This window comes from Pseudomonas sp. GW821-FHT09H03 (assembly GCF_059415945.1).
Genome location: NZ_JBWKOF010000003.1, coordinates 233,668 through 249,757, shown reverse-complemented (window position 1 = coordinate 249,757; position 16,090 = coordinate 233,668). Strand labels below are relative to the sequence as shown.

The window sequence follows — 16,090 nt, the reverse complement described above, 5'->3', positions numbered from 1 at the left end:
CTGCTCGCCTGGCGGCTTGCAGGTCAATTACTGCCGCAGGTTTTCCCGTGACCAATCTCCACCAGCCTGAAACGCCAAAACCGGCGATCCGCTGCATTCTGGTCGCTTTGATGCTGGCGATCTTTCTCGGGGCACTGGACCAGACCATCGTTGCCGTGTCGATGCCGGCCATTTCTGCGCAGTTCAAGGACGTCAACCTGCTCGCCTGGGTCATCTCCGGTTATATGGTGGCAATGACCGTGGCGGTGCCGATCTACGGAAAACTGGGCGACCTGTACGGCCGGCGCAAACTGATGTTGTTCGGCATGGCTCTGTTCACCCTGGCTTCGGTGTTCTGCGGCATGGCCCAGAGCATGGAACAACTGGTGCTGGCGCGTATTTTCCAGGGCATCGGTGCTGGCGGGATGATTTCGGTGAGCCAGGCGATCATCGGCGACATCGTGCCGCCCCGGGAACGCGGTCGTTACCAGGGCTATTTCAGCAGCATGTACGCGGTGGCCAGCGTGGCGGGGCCGGTGCTCGGCGGCTATATGACCGAATACCTGTCCTGGCGCTGGGTGTTCCTGATCAACCTGCCGCTGGGCCTGGGTGCGTGGCTGGTAGCCAACCGAACACTGGTGGGGCTGTCCATTCCCCAGCGCAAACCGATCATCGATTATCTCGGCACCCTGCTGATGGTCATAGGCTTGACAGCGTTGTTGCTCGGGATCACCCAGGTTGGCCAGGGTCATTCATGGCGCAGCAGCCAAGTACTCTCGCTGCTCGCCTGTGCGCTGCTGGTGCTGGCGCTGTTCGTCGCCCATGAACGGCGGGCGCGGGAACCGTTGTTGCCCATGCATCTGTTTGCCAATCGCAATGCGATCCTGTGCTGGTGCACGATTTTTTTTACCAGCTTCCAGACCATATCCCTGATCGTGCTGATGCCGTTGCGCTTCCAGAGCGTGACCGGCGCCGGGGCCGACAGCGCCGCCCTGCACCTTCTGCCATTGGCCATCGGATTGCCGATAGGCGCTTATTTCGCCGGCCGCCGCACCTCGGTGACCGGTCGTTACAAACCCATGATACTCACCGGTGCAGTGCTGATGCCGATTTCGATCCTGGGCATGGCGTTCACCCCGCCACAGGCGTTGGTATTGAGCAGCCTGTTCATGTTGCTCAGCGGGATCGCCAGTGGCATGCAGTTCCCGACTTCTCTGGTGGGCACGCAGAACTCTGTGGAGCAACGGGATATCGGCGTCGCCACCAGCACCACCAATCTGTTCCGCTCGCTGGGCGGCGCGGTGGGTGTGGCGCTGATGTCGGCACTGCTGCTGGCGTTGCTGCAGGACTCGAGCTTCGCCCACCTGGCTGGCTCCGCGCTGATCGCCGAAGGGCATTCGGGGAACGTCTTGCTGGACGGTTTGAACGCCGCACCGGGGGATGCCCAGGACGCCTTGCGTGCCGAGTTGTTGCTGACATTCCGGCATTTGCTGACGGTCAGTGCAGCGGTGTCGCTGCTGGGGCTGGCGGCGGCGATTGCCATGCCGAATATGTTGTTGCGCGGGCGTGAGGACAAGGCTCGATAGGTAAAGCGCGTCGCCTTTATTCGCGGGCAAGCCCGCTCCCACAGGATTTTCGCAGTCCTTGTGGGAGCGGGCCTGCTCGCGAATGCGTCATGACAAACAGAAAATTATCAAGGGCTGTAATACCCGACTGCGACCAGAAAATGCCCGACCTTCTTCAGGTATGCATGCTTGTTCTCGACCTTGGTGGTCACCGGGTTTTTCCAGCGGTACTCGTATTCGCCATAGTCCTGTTTGGCCATCAGCGCCAGGATCGGCTCGCCCACCGGATTGCCTTCTGGATCCTTGATGCTGCTGAAGTCGGTATTGATCAGCCGCAGGTTAGTGCCATGGGCGACGTAACGCCGGGTATTGAGGTCGACGACAAACACGTACAAATCATCCTGCAGGTAGCCGCCCTTGAGTGAGTTGATCGCCGTCAGGGTGCCCTTCTCGTCCTTGGTCAGATCGATCGCCGCTTTGTTGAGCAGCGCCATGGCTTGCTCCGCGGACGCCCGTGGCAGGTAATAACCGACGGCCAGGATGCGCTGGCCAATGCGCTGGTAGTAGACGCGCTTGCGTTCGACCTTGCCGTCCGACCAGTTCTGCCAGCGATATTCCCCCTGCTGGATACCATTGCCCTCCGGCACTTTCAGGGCGTCCTTGAAGGTTTTCTGCAAGTCCGGGGGCAGGGTTTCCGACACGTCCCGGCCTATCAGTGCTGCAGAAGGTCCGCCGCTGGCGAGCATCACGCCCTTGGTGTCAACCACGAAAACATAACGATCCTTGTCGACAAACTCGCCCTGGCGGCTGAATGCCGCGAAGGCCTTGTCGCCATTCTGGTGATAGTAGGCCAGGGCTTTTTCCAGCAAGGCGATGGCCGCCTGACTGTCTTCCTTCTCTGTCGCGGCGGCCTGCGCCTGGCCCAGCCCCATTAAAAGCATGCCGCACAGCAAGACGAATTTATGCACAAACCCCATTGCCCATCCCTCGTTCTCATTGGTGTTACAAGAGCGTAGACGGCAATGGGGCATGTATGGGTATTGAGTGTTGTCAGCCAATCATTCCCGGCGCATCCGGGAAGACCTGACTACTTACTGCCGGGCGCGCAGTTGCTGCTGAAGATTCTGAATCTGCGCCTGAAGGGTGTTGATGTTGCGGGTTACCTGGCCGCGGAAGGCATCGAATTCGGCGGTATTGGTCGCGCCCTGAGCCGGGGCTGGACGATTGTCCTGTACGCTTTTGAGTACAATGATTTCTTGTTCGAGGCGCTCGATGGCAGCGCTCGGATTGCCCTGTTTCTTCAGTGCGACGATATCGGCCCCCAGGCTTTTCATCTGCGCGTCGAGCTTCTCGCTGTCGGCAGAGGCGCTTTTGAGTGCCGCCAGGTCGCCACTCAATGCTTTGACTTGCGCCTGCAACTGACCGTTGGCACTCTGCTGCTCGGTGTTCTGGGCGCTGATCTGTGCCAGGCGCTTATCGAGATCGGTGGTTTGCGCGCTCATCTGTGCCAGACGCTTGTCCAGCTCCGACGCCTGGCCGGCAACGCCCAGTTGCTGCGCATTCTGATCCTGGAGTTTGCTTTCCAGCTGTCTGATTTGCAGCTTCAGGGCTTCGCTGTCGCTGCTGACACTGGTCTGGCTGGCGACCACCTTGCCGGAAATATCCTGCAAGCGCCCCGCCGCTTCCTCACTGATTCGCGCGAAGCTTTCCTGGGTCGCCACCAGTTGCTGCTCCATCAGTGAGATCTGCTGAAAGCTCCACCAGGCAAGAACGGCAAAAGCAATGAACAAGGCGCCAACCAGCGCCCAGAGCGGGCCGGTGCTCGCCGCCTTGACCTTGACCACCGGGGCCGTGCGCGCATGCACGACCTTGCGCACAGTGGGCACAAACTCATCGTCGTCGAGAACGTCTGCACGCAAGCTTGGTACATCGTCAAAGTCGTCGTGGGCATCGTTACGCATGGACATTCAATCAACCTTTGTGAAACACGTGATGGCTTGATGCGCCGCAGTATAAACCCCACAGCCGCACAGATTGACCCTGAACCCCGGCCATCGGTTCAGAAAGCGGCCGTGACTTGAGTATCAGCGAATGTCCTGAGCCTTCCACCAGCCACAGAACTCATCGAGCGCCGTCCACAGACTGACCTTGGGATCGTAATCCAGATAATGCCGGGCGCGACTGATGTCCAGGGTGAAGTTTTTGTTCATGACCTGCATGCCCAGGCGCGACAAGGTCGGCTCGGGGCGCCCCGGCCATAGCTTGCAGACGCCTTCGTTAAGCGCCGCAACGGAGTAGGCCAAGCCATAGGAACGGTAGCGGGTAACCTGTGGGACTTCCATTGCGCGCATGACGTAATTGACCACGTCCCACAGGGGAACCGGCGTGCCGTTACTGATATTGTAAGCCTTGCCCAAGGCAGAGCCGCTGGCCAGCAAGCTACCGAGCAGGGCTTCGTTGAGGTTTTGCACGCTGGTGAAATCAACCTTGTTCAGGCCATTGCCGATGATCGCAAGGCGCCCTTTGCGCTGCATCTTCAGCAAACGCGGGAAGATACTCATATCGCCAGCACCGGTAACGAAACGCGGGCGCAGGGCCAGGGTTTCGAGACCGAACTCCTGGGCACCGAAGACCTTTTGCTCGGCCAGGTACTTGGTAGCGGCGTAATGATGCTTGAAGCGCTTGGGTACTTGTTCTTCCGTCAGGCCCAGATGATCGCGGCCATCGAAATAGATCGACGGCGATGACAGGTGCACCAACCGTCGAACCCGTTGTTTCAGGCAGGCCTCGACAACGTTCTCGGTGACCTGGACGTTGCCTTGATGGAAGTCCTGATACCGTCCCCACAACCCCACCGCTCCGGCGCAATGCACCACGGACTCGACGTCCGAGCACAGCTCGCGTGCCAGTTCCGGGTCGCTCAGGTCGCCCTGGATGAACTCGGCACCACGACGTACCAGATGCTCCACACTCTCGGCCCGGCGACCGTTGACCCGTACGTCCAGGCCCTGCTCCAGGGCGAAACGCGCAAAGCGTCCGCCAATGAAGCCGCTTGCGCCGGTAACCAGAATCTTCATTTATTGCTCCTAGAAATGCAGTTGCAAGCGTCAAGCTGCAAGCCGCAAGTTAAAACAGTGCACACGCGCTTTACTTGCCGCTCGCAGCTTGACGCTCAAGGCTGCACCCAGGGCACCAGCCATTGCTTCGACGCGAGCACCAATTGATCGGTCAGCAAACCCAGTAACTCACCGCCATTGCGCCAATGATGCCAGTACAAAGGCACATCGATCGGTTTATCTGGCAACAGTTCGCGCAATACCCCGCGCTCCAGTTGCTCGCGCACCTGAAGCTCCGGGACCAGCCCCCAGCCGAGTCCCGCTTCGGTGAGGCGGATAAAACCTTCAGACGACGGGCATAGGTGGTGCTCGAAGCCACCGTTGACTCCCAGGGATGCGAGATAGCGATGCTGCAGGAAATCGTCCGGGCCAAATACCAGCGCCGGGGTTCGAGCCAGCTGATCAGCGCGAACGCCCTCGGGAAAGTGCCGGGCAATGAAGGCCGGGCTGGCCAACGCACGATAACGCATGGCCCCCAGCAACACACTGCGCGCCCCGGACACCGGGCGCTCGCTGGCACAGAGGCAAGCCGCCACTTCTCCGGCACGCATACGTTTGAGGCCGACGGTCTGGTCTTCAACCACCAGATCCATCAACAAGTGTTGTTGCGCGCAGAACTCCCCCACCGCCTGCGCCCACCAGGTGGCCAGGCTGTCGGCATTCAAGGCAATCCGCAGGCGCTCCGGCAAGCCTTCTTCATCCAGTGCCGGTACCAGGCTTTGCAGATCGCGTTCAAGCAAGCGCACCTGTTGCACATGGTTGAGCAGGCGCCGGCCGATCTCCGTCGGCGTGGGCGGAGTAGCCCGCACCAGCACAGGTTGCCCGACCCGGGCTTCGAGCAACTTGATGCGCTGGGAAATCGCCGATTGCGACAGACCCAGCACCTGCGCGGCCCGTTCAAAACCGGCCTGCTCGACCACTGCGGCCAGGGCGGAAAGCAATTTGTAGTCGAACATCAGTTTTCCTAATGAGCGATCAGCATGATTTGTTTTTCTTATACAGGCTTCCAACGGAGAATGACCAGCATGAACTTCTGAACAAGGATTACCCCATGGCTGGCGAAACTTCACTGGCAACGCTGCTGCGCAGCATGAGCCCGCAACTCAACGCTGGCGAATATGTGTTCTGCACCCTGCGCGACGGCCATTTGCCGGCAGGTCTGGAGATTGTCGGCAGCTTTCGCGAGCAGGAAGGTCTGACCGTGATTCTCGAACGTTCCCGCGCCGAACAAGCCGGATTCAGCTTCGACTACGTGGCTGCGTGGATCACCCTGAACGTGCACTCGGCCCTGGGAGCCGTCGGCCTGACTGCCGCGTTTGCCAGCGCACTGGGCAACGCCGGCATCAGCTGCAACGTGATCGCCGGCTATTACCACGACCATTTGTTCGTCGGCCAGGCCGACGCCGACCGTGCCCTTCAGGTGTTGCGGAACCTGGCGGCCAACGCGGAGTAAACGATATGTGGCAAAGCTACGTGAACGGCCTGTTGGTGGCCTTCGGACTGATCATGGCAATCGGTACCCAGAATGCGTTTGTTCTAGCGCAAAGCCTGCGGCGTGAACATCACCTGCCGGTGGCCGCGCTTTGCGTGGCCTGCGATGCATTGCTGGTGGCCGCCGGGGTATTCGGCCTGGCGACGGTGCTGGCACAAAATCCGACGCTGTTGGCCATAGCTCGCTGGGGCGGCGCGGCGTTTCTATTGTGGTACGGCAGCCAGGCGCTGCGCCGGGCTTTTTCCAGCCAGAGCCTGCAACAAGGAGAAAACCAGACCGTGCGCTCGCTGCGGGCGGTGATGCTTAGCGCCCTGGCGGTAACGCTGCTCAACCCGCATGTCTACCTGGACACCGTTTTGCTGATCGGCTCACTCGGCGCCCAACAAACCGAACCCGGCGCCTATGTGGTGGGCGCGGCCAGTGCCTCGCTGCTGTGGTTTTTCACCCTGGCGCTGGGCGCGGCGTGGCTGGCTCCGTGGCTGGCTCGACCGAGTACCTGGCGAATTCTCGACCTGCTGGTGGCGGTGATGATGTTTGCCGTAGCCGTCCAGTTAATTACCGCCGGGTAAATTGTTCCGCACAGCCCTGGAACCTCTATTCCACACAGTTGTTGCGTGGTTATGCCGCCACCCCGGTGCTATGATCCGAATCCCTGCGCCGCAAAGAGTACAAACTCCCCGGCGCTAGTCTGGCCGCCCGTGATCGGCCTTGCGCTCACCGCAACTGACCTGATTAGGAGAATCATCATGGCTTTCGAATTGCCGCCGCTGCCTTACGCACACGACGCCCTGCAGCCGCACATTTCCAAGGAAACCCTGGAATACCACCACGACAAGCACCACAACACCTATGTCGTGAACCTGAACAACCTGGTGCCAGGCACCGAGTTCGAAGGCAAGACCCTGGAAGAAATCGTCAAGACTTCCTCGGGCGGTATCTTCAACAACGCCGCTCAGGTCTGGAACCACACTTTCTACTGGAACTGCCTGGCACCAAATGCTGGCGGCCAACCAACCGGCGCACTGGCTGACGCGATCAACGCTGCTTTCGGTTCGTTCGACAAGTTCAAGGAAGAGTTCAGCAAGACTTCCATCGGCACCTTCGGTTCCGGCTGGGGCTGGCTGGTGAAAAAGGCTGACGGTTCCCTGGCCCTGGCCAGCACCATCGGCGCCGGCAACCCGCTGACCAACGGCGACACTCCGCTGCTGACCTGCGACGTCTGGGAACACGCTTACTACATCGACTACCGCAACGTTCGTCCGAAGTACGTCGAAGCGTTCTGGAACCTGGTCAACTGGAAATTCGTGGCTGAGCAGTTCGAAGGTAAGACCTTCACCGCTTAAGTCCGACGCCAGTCAAAAAACCCGGCTTTTCAGCCGGGTTTTTTATTGCCCGGTTTTTTTGCGGTTTGATGGGGCCTCTTCGCGAGCAAGCCTCACATTTGTCCGGGTACATCCGGGAGGAATTGGTCGACTCGCAGACCGTCATCGCCGGCAGGCCAGCTCCCACGAGAATTGGGGATCGCCGCAAGAGATAGATCAGTTACAAGGCCGCCATGCAAGGTAAATCATGCTCCACATCGCGACCGTCATGCCGCTATCGAACCCAAGCCAATTTCCCACAATGAAACAAGCCGCGCGCCTCTTGCCGCACAGCCACAGACGTCTAACATCAACCAAATGGAAATTTTCTCCACCCAGCCCCTCAAGTTGAAGGACTCGACAACCGACACAGTACTAATAGGCAAATGGCTCAGGGCAACGAAAACTCGGCCAGGCTGCAGGCAAACCCGCCTGTGGCCGATTGTCCCTTTGACTGCCCCTACGGGATTGCCAATACTCAATGCAACTTGATGCTGCCCGCACGGAACAAGGAATAGCCCTTTGAAGCTGGAACTCAAGAACAGCTTGTCGGTGAAGTTGCTCCGGGTTGTGCTCCTGTCGGCATTGATCGTCGGCGTAGTCTTGAGCTGCGCGCAGATTGTTTTCGATGCCTATAAAACACGCCAGGCCGTCGCCGGTGATGCCGAGCGCATCCTCGATATGTTTCGCGACCCCTCGACCCAGGCTGTCTATAGCCTGGACCGGGAAATGGGCATGCAGGTCATCGAGGGCTTGTTTCAGGATGACGCCGTGCGCCAGGCGTCCATCGGCCACCCCAACGAGCCCATGCTCGCGCAAAAAACCCGCGAGCTGCAGCAATCGAGCAGTCGCTGGCTGACCGACCTGATTCTTGGCAAGGAACGCACTTTCACCACCCAACTGGTGGGTCGCGGGCCGTACAGTGAGTATTACGGCGACCTGAGCATTACCCTCGATACCGCCACCTACGGGCAAGGTTTTATCGTCAGCTCGGTGATCATCTTCATTTCCGGCGTGTTGCGCGCCCTGGCGATGGGGCTTGTGCTGTACCTGGTTTATCACTGGCTGCTGACCAAACCGTTGTCGCGGATCATCAAGCACCTCACGGAAATCAACCCGGATCGCCCCAGCGAGCACAAAATCCCATTGCTCAAGGGTCACGAGAAAAACGAGCTGGGCATCTGGATCAACACGGCAAATCAGCTGCTTGAATCCATCGAGCGCAATACTCACCTGCGTCATGAAGCGGAAAACAGCCTGCTGCGCATGGCCCAATACGACTTTCTCACCGGTTTACCGAACCGGCAGCAATTGCAGTATCAGCTGGACAAGATCCTGATCGACGCCGGCAAGTTGCAACGCCGGGTCGCTGTGCTGTGTGTAGGCCTCGACGACTTCAAGGGCATCAACGAACAGTTCAGCTATCAGACCGGCGACCAATTACTGCTGGCCCTGGCCGACCGCCTGCGCGGCCATAGTGGTCGCCTCGGTGCCCTTGCCCGCCTGGGTGGCGACCAGTTCGCCCTGGTGCAGGCCGATCTGGAACAACCCTACGAAGCCGCCGAACTGGCGCAAAGCATTCTTGATGATCTGGAAGCGGCGTTCGCCCTCGATCATCAGGAAATCCGCCTGCGTGCCACCATCGGCATCACTCTGTTTCCCGAGGACGGCGACAGCACCGAGAAGTTGTTGCAGAAGGCCGAGCAGACCATGACCCTGGCCAAGACCCGCTCGCGTAACCGCTATCAGTTCTATATCGCCAGTGTCGATACCGAAATGCGCCGCCGGCGCGAACTGGAAAAAGACCTGCGCGATGCCCTGACCCGCAACCAGTTCTACCTCGTCTACCAGCCGCAGATCAGCTACCGCGATCATCGGGTAGTCGGTGTCGAAGCGTTGATTCGCTGGCAGCACCCCGAGCACGGGCTGGTACCGCCAGACCTGTTCATCCCGCTGGCTGAGCAGAACGGCACCATCATTGCCATTGGCGAATGGGTACTGGACCAGGCCTGCAAGCAGCTGCGCGACTGGCATGACCAGGGCTTCAACGATTTGCGCATGGCGGTGAATCTGTCGACGGTGCAACTGCACCACGCCGAGTTGCCAAGGGTGGTCAACAACCTGTTGCAGATGTACCGCCTGCCTCCACGCAGCCTGGAACTGGAAGTTACCGAGACCGGCCTGATGGAAGACATCAGCACTGCCGCCCAGCACTTGCTCAGCCTGCGCCGCTCCGGGGCACTGATTGCCATCGACGACTTCGGGACCGGCTATTCGTCCCTGAGCTACCTGAAAAGCCTGCCCCTGGACAAGATCAAGATCGACAAGAGCTTCGTTCAGGACCTGCTCGATGACGACGACGATGCGACCATCGTCCGGGCCATCATCCAGTTGGGTAAAAGCCTTGGCATGCAGGTGATTGCCGAAGGTGTGGAAACCGCCGAGCAGGAGGCCTACATCATCTCCGAAGGTTGCCACGAAGGTCAGGGCTATTACTACAGCAAGCCGCTGTCGGCACGGGAATTGAGTGCTTACCTGAAACAGGCGCAGCGTAGCAACGCGGTAATTCTGTAACCCCTGTAGGAGCGAGCATGCTCCTGCCGGGTGAAGCACCCCCCTGTGTGAATAAGAAATATTTACAGGTACAACCCTTTACACATAATGCGAAAGATTTGCATTATGTCGCAGTTTTGCGCGCCCAAGGCGCCATTCAACCCCCTATCGAAGCAGGATGTTCGCCATGATTCGTATGCCTCTGGCTACCGCCAGTCTGTTGGCCATCGCTATTTCCCTCGCCGGCTGCGGTGAAGGTAAAGACAAAGAAACTGCTGCCGCGCCTGCGCCGGCTGCCAGCGCCGCTGCTGCACCGGCTGCTCCAGCCGTCGCACCTGCCGCTGCCAGCAAGGTCGACGAAGCCGCCGCCAAAGCCGTTGTCGCCCATTACGCCGACATCGTTTTTGCCGTTTACAGCGATGCCGAATCCACTGCCAAGACCCTGCAAACCGCCGTTGATGCCTTCCTCGCCAAGCCGAACGCCGACACTTTGAAGGCCGCCAAGGCCGCCTGGGTGGCCGCTCGTGTTCCTTACCTACAGAGCGAAGTGTTCCGCTTCGGCAACACCATCATCGACGACTGGGAAGGTCAGGTTAACGCCTGGCCACTGGACGAAGGCCTGATCGACTACGTCGACAAATCCTACGAACACGCCCTGGGCAACCCGGGTGCCAGCGCCAACATCATCGCCAACACTGAAATCCAGGTCGGCGAAGACAAGGTTGACGTCAAAGACATCACCCCGGAAAAGCTCGCCAGCCTGAACGAGCTGGGCGGCTCCGAAGCCAACGTCGCCACCGGCTACCACGCCATCGAATTCCTGCTCTGGGGCCAGGATCTGAACGGCACCGGCCCTGGTGCCGGCAACCGTCCAGCCTCCGACTACCTGGAAGGCAAAGGCGCAACCGGCGGTCACAATGATCGTCGCCGTGCTTACCTGAAGTCCGTGACCCAGTTGCTGGTTAGCGACCTGGAAGAAATGGTTGGTAACTGGAAGCCCAACGTGGCCGACAACTACCGTGCCACCCTGGAAGCCGAACCAGTTGAATCCGGCCTGCGCAAAATGCTGTTCGGCATGGGCAGCCTGTCCCTGGGCGAACTGGCGGGCGAGCGCATGAAGGTTTCCCTGGAAGCCAACTCCCCTGAAGACGAACACGACTGCTTCAGCGATAACACCCACAACTCGCAGTTCTACGATGCCAAAGGCATTCGTAACGTCTACCTGGGTGAATACACCCGCGTCGACGGCAGCAAAATGACCGGCGCCAGCCTGTCGTCCCTGGTGGCCAAAGCCGACCCGGCTGCCGACACCGCGCTCAAAGCCGACCTGGCAGCCACCGAAGCGAAGATGCAGGTGATCGTCGACCACGCCAACAAGGGTGAGCACTACGACCAGTTGATCGCCGCCGGCAACACCGCTGGCAACCAGATCGTTCGCGACGCTATCGCCGCCCTGGTCAAGCAGACCGGTTCGATCGAAGCCGCCGCTGGCAAGCTGGGCATCAGCGACCTGAACCCGGACAACGCTGATCACGAGTTCTGATCAACGCTGGCTGAGTGAAAAAAGGCGACCTGCGGGTCGCCTTTTTTATTCTGGCGCAACACCATCAATGTGGGAGCGGGCTTGCTCGCGAAAGCGGTGTGTCAGTCAGCACTATTGTTGAATGTGACACCGCTTTCGCGAGCAAGCCCGCTCCCACAAGGGATCACTGTTGCGCAAATCCCCTGCCCCACATCAACCAAACGATAATTCCTCTTATTCAATCTCCCCTGCCCTGTTAGACTTTGCGCCCTTGTTTTGCTTGTCTTGCAGGATGTCTGATGCCCTCGCTGCCTCTTCGCTTGTCCGCACTGTTTCTGGCCCTGGGCCTGAGTGCCTGCGATGACGCCCCGCGTTTCACCGAAGCCGAACCCGGCGAAGCCCGCTCCGGTGGCAGCGCGACCGTGCGCAAGAGCGATCAGAATGCCTTTTCCCTGCCCTCGGCCAACCTGCCGCCGTCCCGGCGCGTGGACTTTAGCGTCGGCAACAGCTTTTTCCGCAATCCCTGGGTGATCGCTCCGGCGACAACCACCGCGCGTGATGGTCTGGGCCCACTGTTCAATACCAATGCCTGCCAGGGTTGCCACATCAAGGACGGCCGCGGTCACCCGCCGGAGCCCGGGGCGCAGAACGCCGTGTCGATGCTGGTGCGCCTGTCGATTCCCAATGACCCAGCCTACGCCAAGGTAATCGAACAGATCGGCGTGCTGCCTGAACCGGTCTATGGTGGTCAGTTCCAGGACATGGCCATTCCCGGCGTGGCACCGGAAGGCAAAGTGCGGGTTGATTACACACCCGTGCCGATTCACTTCAAGGACGGCACCGAAGTCATATTGCGCAAGCCAAGCCTGAACATCAGCCAGTTGGGCTACGGCCCGATGCATCCCGACACGCGTTTTTCTGCACGGGTAGCGCCGCCGATGATTGGCCTGGGCCTGCTCGAAGCGATCCCCGACGAGGCGATCCTGGCCAACGCCGAGGCGCAGGCAAAGGAGAAAAACGGTATCGCCGGACGCCCGAACCGGGTCTGGGATGATGTCCAACAGAAAACCGTACTCGGGCGGTTTGGCTGGAAAGCCGGCCAACCGAACCTCAACCAACAGAATGTCCACGCGTTTTCCGGTGATATGGGCCTCACGACCAGCCTGAGACCCTTTGATGACTGCACCGACGCGCAAACCGCCTGCAAACAGGCGCCGAGTGGTAACGGCCCGAATGGCGAGCCGGAAGTCAGCGATAACATCCTGCGCCTGGTGCTGTTCTACAGCCGCAATCTCGCCGTACCGGCCCGCCGTGACGTCAGCGCGCCTGAAGTGCTGGCCGGCAAAAATCTGTTCTATCAGGCTGGCTGCCAGTCATGTCACACACCGAAATACACTACTGCCGCTAACGCCGCCGAACCTGAACTGGCCAATCAAGTGATTCGCCCGTACAGCGACCTGCTACTGCATGACATGGGCGAAGGCCTGGCCGACAATCGCAGCGAATTCCAGGCCAGTGGCCGCGACTGGCGCACCCCGCCGTTGTGGGGCATCGGCCTGACACAGGCGGTCAGTGGCCACACTCAGTTCCTGCATGACGGCCGTGCCCGCAACTTGCTCGAAGCGGTGCTCTGGCATGGCGGCGAAGCGACAGCGGCGCAGCAACAGGTTTTGTCTTTCAATGCCGGGCAGCGTGCTGCGCTGCTGGCGTTTTTGAATTCCCTTTAATACGCATTCCTTCAGCGGGAGCCCGACATGTTCCGTCCCAAGTTGTTGTTCACCAGCCTCGCCGCCCTCGCCCTGGGCGCCTGCTCGCCCCAGGACCCGCAAGCGGTCACTTCGGCGGCGATCGCCAAATCGGTGATCCTGCCGACCTACACCCGCTGGGTTGAGGCCGACCGCCAGCTGGCCGTCAGCGCTCTCGCGTACTGTGAGGGCAAGCAAACCCTGGAAACGGCCCGCGCCGACTTCCTTCACGCACAAAAAGCCTGGGCCGAACTGCAACCTTTGCTGATCGGGCCGTTGGCCGAAGGCAACCGTGCCTGGCAAGTACAGTTCTGGCCGGACAAGAAAAACCTGGTGGGCCGTCAGGTCGAGCAACTGGTCACCGCGCAACCGCAGATCGACGCTGCCGCCCTGGCCAAGTCCAGCGTTGTGGTGCAAGGCCTGTCGGCCTATGAGTACGTCCTGTTCGACAGCAAGCCCGATGTTGCCAACGCTGAACAGAAAGCCAGGTTCTGCCCCCTGCTGGTCGCGATCGGCGAGCGTCAGAAGCAATTGGCCGAAGAGATCCTGCAAAGCTGGAACAACACCGACGGCATGCTCGCGCAAATGAGCAAATTCCCGAATCAGCGCTACGCCGATTCCCACGAAGCCATTGCTGACCTGCTGCGCGTGCAAGTGACCGCCCTGGACACCTTGAAGAAGAAGCTCGGCACGCCGATGGGCCGCCAGAGCAAGGGCGTGCCGCAGCCGTTCCAGGCCGATGCCTGGCGTAGCCAATCATCCCTGGCCAGTCTCGAAGCCAGCCTCGCCGCCGCCAAAACGGTATGGGAAGGTGTCGACAACAAAGGCCTGCGCGGTCTGTTGCCGAGCGAGCAGAAACCCTTGGCCGACAAGATCGACGCCGCTTATGCCGCTTCGCTGAAACTGTTCGCCGGCAACCAGCGCTCGCTGACCGATATGCTCGGTGACGATGCCGGTCGCCAGCAGCTCAACGAGCTCTACGACAGCCTCAACGTCGTCCACCGCCTGCACGAAGGCGAGCTGGCCAAGGCGCTGGGCATCCAACTGGGCTTCAACGCCAACGATGGTGACTGATGAGGACGAGTGCCATGCTGCGACGTCAGGCTCTGACTTTAGGTAGCTTGCTGCTGGGAGCAGTGACACTGGGCGGCTGGACGCTGTTCAAGCAAAAGGATAAAAGCCCGCTGCTGCTATCGGCGCGGGACGATACCGACGGCAAGCACTACGCCGTCGGCTATCGACTGGATGGCACCCGGGTGTTTGCCACCCAGGTCGGCCAGCGTTGCCACGACATCATCAACCACCCGACTCAGCCGATTGCGCTGTTTGTCGCCCGCCGCCCGGGCACCGAGAGCTACCTGATCGACCTGCGCGACGGTTCGCTGCTGCAAACCGTGACGTCAAAGCCGAACCGGCACTTCTACGGGCACGCGGTAGTTCACCAGAGCGGCGACTGGCTGTATGCCACCGAAAACGACACCACCGAGCCGGGTCGCGGCTTGCTTGGTGTGTACAGGTTCGAAGGCGCACGGCTGGTGCACAGCGGTGAGATTTCCACCCACGGTATCGGCCCGCACCAGGTGTCCTGGATGCCCGACGGCGAAACCCTGGTAGTGGCCAACGGCGGAATCCGCACCGAGGCCGAAAGCCGGGTCGAGATGAACCTCGATGCCATGGAGCCGAGCCTGGTGCTGATGCAGCGTGACGGCACACTGCTGAGCAAGGAAACCCTCGCCCAGCAGATGAACAGCGTGCGTCACCTGGGGATTGCCAGCGACGGCACCATCGTCGCCGGTCAGCAATTCATGGGGGCGGCCCATGAGTCGTCGGAGCTGCTGGCGATCAAGCGCCCCGGCCGGCCTTTTGTCGCGTTCCCGGTGCCGGAACACCAATTGCAGGCCATGGGGCACTACACCGCCAGTGTCGCGGTGCACAGCGACTTGCGCCTGGTGGCGTTGACTGCACCACGGGGTAACCGCTTTTTCATCTGGGACCTGGACAGCGGCGAAGTACGCCTGGACGCGCCCTTGCCCGATTGCGCCGGGGTCGGTGCGGTGGCCGATGGCTTCGTCGTGACCTCGGGCCAGGGACGTTGCCGCTACTACGATTGTCGCCAGTCCGAGCTGCTGGCAAAACCCCTGGAGCTTCCGGCAGGGCTCTGGGACAACCATCTTCATCTAGTCTGAGCTTCTGTGGGAGGGCTTGCCTTGTGTGAGAGGGCTTGCCTTCTGTGGGGGGCTTGCCTTCTGTGAGAGGGCTTGCCTTCTGTGGGGGGGCTTGCCTTCTGTGAGAGGGCTTGCCTTCTGTGAGAGGGCTTGCCTTCTGTGGGGGGGCTTGCCTTCTGTGAGAGGGCTTGCCTTCTGTGGGGGGGCTTGCCTGTGGCGAGGGGGCTTGCCCCCGATGGGTGGCGAAGCCACCCCCATAACCACCACCGCGGGTTTTTTAGATAAACCACTACATCGTGCTCTCCGTTTTTAGGGCTGCTGCGCAGCCCAACGGGGGCAAGCCCCCTCGCCACAGGCAAGCCCCCTCGCCACAGGCAAGCCCCCTCACCACAGCAAGCCCCCTCACCACAGGCAAGCCCCCTCACCACAGCAAGCTCCCTCGCCACAAGCAGGCCCCCTCCCATAGCAAGCCTCCCGGTTTTTGTGTTCAGCCGCTCTATTCCCTGGCTGGCGATCATCGGCGGGGCGACTCGTAAAAAGTGCCAGTTGGATTCCCCCACCGACTCGCGGTAATGTGCCCTACTGTCTCACC

At 60.5% G+C, this 16,090-nt stretch carries 13 protein-coding genes; 9 read left to right on the top strand and 4 right to left on the bottom strand.

The window, feature by feature from the left end:
• The first annotated feature begins 47 nt into the window (after positions 1-47).
• Positions 48-1,565 carry an MDR family MFS transporter gene (locus AC07OG_RS06015; protein WP_495066460.1) on the top strand — a complete coding sequence of 506 codons (1,518 nt, stop codon included), beginning with the start codon at positions 48-50 and terminating at the stop codon, positions 1,563-1,565.
• Positions 1,566-1,672: 107 nt separating this feature from the next.
• On the opposite strand, the gene AC07OG_RS06010 is transcribed toward AC07OG_RS06015, so the two are convergent.
• The 4 genes from AC07OG_RS06010 to AC07OG_RS05995 all read right to left on the bottom strand — a co-directional run bounded on the left by AC07OG_RS06010 (position 1,673) and on the right by AC07OG_RS05995 (position 5,616).
• Complete coding sequence (locus AC07OG_RS06010) at positions 1,673-2,521, bottom strand: cache domain-containing protein (RefSeq protein WP_060539596.1); 849 nt, start codon at positions 2,519-2,521, stop codon at positions 1,673-1,675.
• Positions 2,522-2,635: 114 nt separating this feature from the next.
• Positions 2,636-3,511 carry a hypothetical protein gene (locus AC07OG_RS06005; protein WP_060539595.1) on the bottom strand — a complete coding sequence of 292 codons (876 nt, stop codon included), beginning with the start codon at positions 3,509-3,511 and terminating at the stop codon, positions 2,636-2,638.
• Positions 3,512-3,628: 117 nt separating this feature from the next.
• On the bottom strand, positions 3,629-4,621 hold the full coding sequence (locus tag AC07OG_RS06000; RefSeq protein ID WP_495066459.1) for an NAD-dependent epimerase/dehydratase family protein: 993 nt from the start codon (positions 4,619-4,621) through the stop codon (positions 3,629-3,631).
• 95 nt (positions 4,622-4,716) lie between these two features.
• Positions 4,717-5,616: a LysR family transcriptional regulator ArgP gene (locus tag AC07OG_RS05995; protein WP_060539593.1), complete on the bottom strand. Its 900-nt coding sequence runs from the start codon at positions 5,614-5,616 to the stop codon at positions 4,717-4,719.
• A 95-nt stretch (positions 5,617-5,711) separates the two neighbouring features.
• Here AC07OG_RS05995 and AC07OG_RS05990 point away from each other — a divergent pair, with 95 nt between their 5' ends.
• The 8 genes from AC07OG_RS05990 (at position 5,712) to AC07OG_RS05955 (ending at position 15,519) form a co-directional block, all read left to right on the top strand.
• A complete protein-coding gene (locus AC07OG_RS05990; protein WP_495066458.1) occupies positions 5,712-6,113 on the top strand; it encodes an ACT domain-containing protein in 402 nt (133 codons plus the stop codon).
• 5 nt (positions 6,114-6,118) lie between these two features.
• A complete protein-coding gene (locus AC07OG_RS05985) occupies positions 6,119-6,721 on the top strand; it encodes a LysE/ArgO family amino acid transporter (RefSeq protein ID WP_060539591.1) in 603 nt (200 codons plus the stop codon).
• A 177-nt stretch (positions 6,722-6,898) separates the two neighbouring features.
• Positions 6,899-7,495 carry a superoxide dismutase gene (locus tag AC07OG_RS05980; RefSeq protein WP_060539590.1) on the top strand — a complete coding sequence of 199 codons (597 nt, stop codon included), beginning with the start codon at positions 6,899-6,901 and terminating at the stop codon, positions 7,493-7,495.
• A 540-nt stretch (positions 7,496-8,035) separates the two neighbouring features.
• Positions 8,036-10,087, top strand: a complete 2,052-nt coding sequence (locus AC07OG_RS05975) for a putative bifunctional diguanylate cyclase/phosphodiesterase (protein ID WP_495066457.1) — start codon at positions 8,036-8,038, stop codon at positions 10,085-10,087.
• Between the two features lie 166 nt (positions 10,088-10,253).
• The gene (locus AC07OG_RS05970; RefSeq protein ID WP_060539588.1) at positions 10,254-11,609 is read left to right on the top strand and encodes an imelysin family protein; all 1,356 of its coding nucleotides are present in this window, start codon (positions 10,254-10,256) and stop codon (positions 11,607-11,609) included.
• A gap of 278 nt (positions 11,610-11,887) precedes the next feature.
• On the top strand, positions 11,888-13,315 hold the full coding sequence (locus tag AC07OG_RS05965; RefSeq protein WP_495066456.1) for a di-heme oxidoreductase family protein: 1,428 nt from the start codon (positions 11,888-11,890) through the stop codon (positions 13,313-13,315).
• 27 nt (positions 13,316-13,342) lie between these two features.
• Complete coding sequence (locus AC07OG_RS05960) at positions 13,343-14,407, top strand: imelysin family protein (protein ID WP_495066455.1); 1,065 nt, start codon at positions 13,343-13,345, stop codon at positions 14,405-14,407.
• A 14-nt stretch (positions 14,408-14,421) separates the two neighbouring features.
• Positions 14,422-15,519, top strand: coding sequence for a DUF1513 domain-containing protein (locus tag AC07OG_RS05955; RefSeq protein ID WP_495066454.1), 1,098 nt, complete (start codon positions 14,422-14,424; stop codon positions 15,517-15,519).
• Positions 15,520-16,090 lie beyond the last annotated feature (571 nt).

Excerpts from the sequence above, each read along its gene's own strand:
- AC07OG_RS05970 (WP_060539588.1), top strand. The coding sequence starts at position 10,254 with ATGATTCGTATGCCTCTGGCTACCGCCAGTCTGTTGGCCATCGCTATT.
- AC07OG_RS05965 (WP_495066456.1), top strand. The coding sequence starts at position 11,888 with ATGCCCTCGCTGCCTCTTCGCTTGTCCGCACTGTTTCTGGCCCTGGGC.
- AC07OG_RS05995 (WP_060539593.1), bottom strand. The coding sequence starts at position 5,616 with ATGTTCGACTACAAATTGCTTTCCGCCCTGGCCGCAGTGGTCGAGCAG.
- AC07OG_RS06005 (WP_060539595.1), bottom strand. The coding sequence starts at position 3,511 with ATGTCCATGCGTAACGATGCCCACGACGACTTTGACGATGTACCAAGC.
- AC07OG_RS06000 (WP_495066459.1), bottom strand. The coding sequence starts at position 4,621 with ATGAAGATTCTGGTTACCGGCGCAAGCGGCTTCATTGGCGGACGCTTT.
- AC07OG_RS05955 (WP_495066454.1), top strand. The coding sequence starts at position 14,422 with ATGCTGCGACGTCAGGCTCTGACTTTAGGTAGCTTGCTGCTGGGAGCA.
- AC07OG_RS06010 (WP_060539596.1), bottom strand. The coding sequence starts at position 2,521 with ATGGGGTTTGTGCATAAATTCGTCTTGCTGTGCGGCATGCTTTTAATG.
- AC07OG_RS05960 (WP_495066455.1), top strand. The coding sequence starts at position 13,343 with ATGTTCCGTCCCAAGTTGTTGTTCACCAGCCTCGCCGCCCTCGCCCTG.
- AC07OG_RS05985 (WP_060539591.1), top strand. The coding sequence starts at position 6,119 with ATGTGGCAAAGCTACGTGAACGGCCTGTTGGTGGCCTTCGGACTGATC.
- AC07OG_RS05990 (WP_495066458.1), top strand. The coding sequence starts at position 5,712 with ATGGCTGGCGAAACTTCACTGGCAACGCTGCTGCGCAGCATGAGCCCG.
- AC07OG_RS05980 (WP_060539590.1), top strand. The coding sequence starts at position 6,899 with ATGGCTTTCGAATTGCCGCCGCTGCCTTACGCACACGACGCCCTGCAG.